The following is a 2,633-nucleotide window of genomic DNA, read 5'->3' as shown; positions in this document are numbered from 1 at the left end:
GACCTATGGTCTTCCACATCGATTAGTGACTGATCAGTACGGAGCGACCCTAAAGGCAATTAAAAAGCTTACTAGGGAAGGCTATCTGCACAAAGGTGTGCATCAGTGCTCCAAATATCGCAATAATCTGATTGAGCAAGATCACCGTTTTATTAAGCGGCAACAAGTTCGTTCCGCAAGTTATCAGAGCACTCGGACAGCAGCTAGGACATTATACGGCATTGAAACCATGCATGCGATACACAAAAAAAGCCGAAAGAAGCTAGGCCTCTTCGGCTTTTCAGCGTATCAAGAAGTCGACCAATTGTTAGCGGCATAGGCTACAACCACTAAACACAGTCACTTTGATCTACGCTTAATTTCAACTTTGCACCAGAACCGTTTTTTTGTTTAATGGTATTATAGGCACTATATTAGTATGAATATATTGGAGACATCACATGTATAAAAACATCAAATCAATCGTTAGCGGATTTAGCGCTTTTCTAATTGCCCAATGGCTCTATCATACTCTGTCACAAGATCCAAACATAAATATTTGGCTGGCTAGATTGCTTCCTATTCTTATCATTTTTATTGTGTTCTTTTCTCTGCAATGGATAATCAACACGTTTGAAAAGTAACCTTATAAATTTTAGTTATTATATTGGGCTGAAACCCTTGCTACAAGCGGACTAGCACAAATGCAAGCTCGACAAAAACATAACTAAATAATCTATTGCCCTTATGATGATATTTTAGCAAACGAGAAAAACTAGTCCGAAATCTCATCATAAGAGCAAGTTTGTTAATCAGTCCGTATTAGATAGTTTTCCGTCGACAATTTTGTAGACATTATCAGAAAACTCTCGCAGACGATCATCGTGCGTGACGATGACGACTGCTTTTTCCTCGTCATGCGCAATATCGGCAAAAAGTTGGCCAACTTCTTTGACACGTGCCGTATCTAAGGCTGCCGTAGGTTCATCGGCTAGGATGATCGCCGGGTCTGTATAAAACGCACGGGCAATTGCAACGCGCTGTTGTTGACCGCCAGACAATTCGCCAGGGTATTTGTTTAATAATTTTTGAATGCCTAGCGTTTCAATAATTTTGTCAAATCCATCTTGACTGAGGTTATTGTTAGGCTTCACCTGGTCAACAAGTTTGAATTGGTCTGCTACGGTTAAATATGGCACGAGATTGTACGCCTGCAAGACGAAACCGATTTGTTCAAGTCGTCTTTTTTCGGCTTCTTTGGTACTCAAATCACTGATATCGTGACCATTCAAACGAACTGAGCCGTCTGTTGGTGTTTGTAACCCGCCTAAAATGGTTAGCAGAGTACTTTTACCAGATCCTGAAGGCCCAATGATAAGCGACACCTCACCAGCTTTAAACGCTAAACTGACGTCTTCTAGTGCCGTAACTAAATTGGTTTTCTGACCAAATTGTTTCGTCACGTGTTCAAGGGCTAGTTTTTCTTCACGCATCTTTTTAACCTCCAATTACTGATACCGGATCAATCTTACTAATCACACGAATCGGAATGATTGCACCCAGTAACCCGGTTACCATCAATCCGACCGCAATGAGTCCCATCAATCCCCAATCAAATGCCATTGGTACGCTATCTGGAATCCCAAATTCAGTTAATGCCGATAGTACGGCACCAACGACGATACCAGTTGCCATGATAAAGAACGTCTCAAATAACGTATTTTGGGCCAAAAAAAGATTTGGAATGCCTTGTGCACGCAAAACTGCCAAGTTAGGCAATTTTTGAACCGTTAGAATGTAGAGGAAGATGGTAATCACAATCAATGAAATGACAATCAGGAATCCAATCATGAGACCAAACGTCGCTTTTTGCGGTGTATAACCTGGCAATTTATTGATAAAGGCTTGGTATGAATAAGTCTTTAATGCTTTATCATCGACCGATTGTGACGTTTTTGAAGCAACGACGCTACCCTGGAATTGATCTGACACGCCCTTAATGATACGCCATTGCGCTAACTCGCCATAAATAACAGGTGCGGTGTTATACGTGGCATTTTTCGCATAACCCACGATTTTATATTTCGTATCAGATAACCCAATCGAAATTTTATCCCCCATACCGTAAATATCCTTATCAACTGAGTCAGCGAGGACGACTTCGTTAGCTGCCTTTGGCAAGTTTCCCTTGGTTAATTGTAGGTTTTTAGCGATGTACTCGTCGTTATTCATCCCAACGAATTGTGCGGATTCACGTTTTCCGCCAATTTTCATATTAACTGGTGTAATGCCAAGTGTTGCGGTTTTGTCGTCGCTTAACTGATCAACCTGTTTCGTTGTCAGTAATGACTGTCCGGCATTGCCATTAGCGTCTTTGGTCATTACAAACGACTTAGACTGCCAGCTGTCCACCGCTGCGGTGTTAGCTGTTGCCAGCCCGAGCGCCAGGGCACTTAAAATGAAAATCAAATAACTGATTAAGACGACGACTGTTAGAATCAAGCCGTACCGTAGTTTTTCTTTTTTACCCGCGTTTTACAATCAAGTTAGCCACTATCGTTAGTACTCAGACAAAATAAAAAACACCAAGTCGATACGACCTGTTATCATTAAAGTTCCTACACAATTAATGAAAGAGGTATCGTCTTGATGCA

Annotated in this window: 3 protein-coding genes; 1 reads left to right on the top strand and 2 read right to left on the bottom strand. The window is 41.3% G+C overall.

Annotated elements, in window-relative coordinates; genetic code table 11:
• The coding region (locus ACYVRZ_RS13050) for a DDE-type integrase/transposase/recombinase (RefSeq protein ID WP_461227459.1) at positions 1–319 on the top strand (319 nt) is incomplete at its 5' end.
• A 472-nt stretch (positions 320–791) separates the two neighbouring features.
• Here ACYVRZ_RS13050 and ACYVRZ_RS13045 read toward each other — a convergent pair.
• The gene (locus tag ACYVRZ_RS13045) at positions 792–1,472 is read right to left on the bottom strand and encodes an ABC transporter ATP-binding protein (protein WP_461227457.1); all 681 of its coding nucleotides are present in this window, start codon (positions 1,470–1,472) and stop codon (positions 792–794) included.
• A gap of 4 nt (positions 1,473–1,476) precedes the next feature.
• Positions 1,477–2,481, bottom strand: a complete 1,005-nt coding sequence (locus ACYVRZ_RS13040; RefSeq protein WP_461227455.1) for an ABC transporter permease — start codon at positions 2,479–2,481, stop codon at positions 1,477–1,479.
• Between the last annotated feature and the right edge of the window lie 152 nt (positions 2,482–2,633).

The organism is Lacticaseibacillus suihuaensis, from assembly GCF_054785075.1.
Note: the sequence above shows the minus strand (reverse complement) of the source record. Positions and strands in the feature narration are given on the sequence as shown.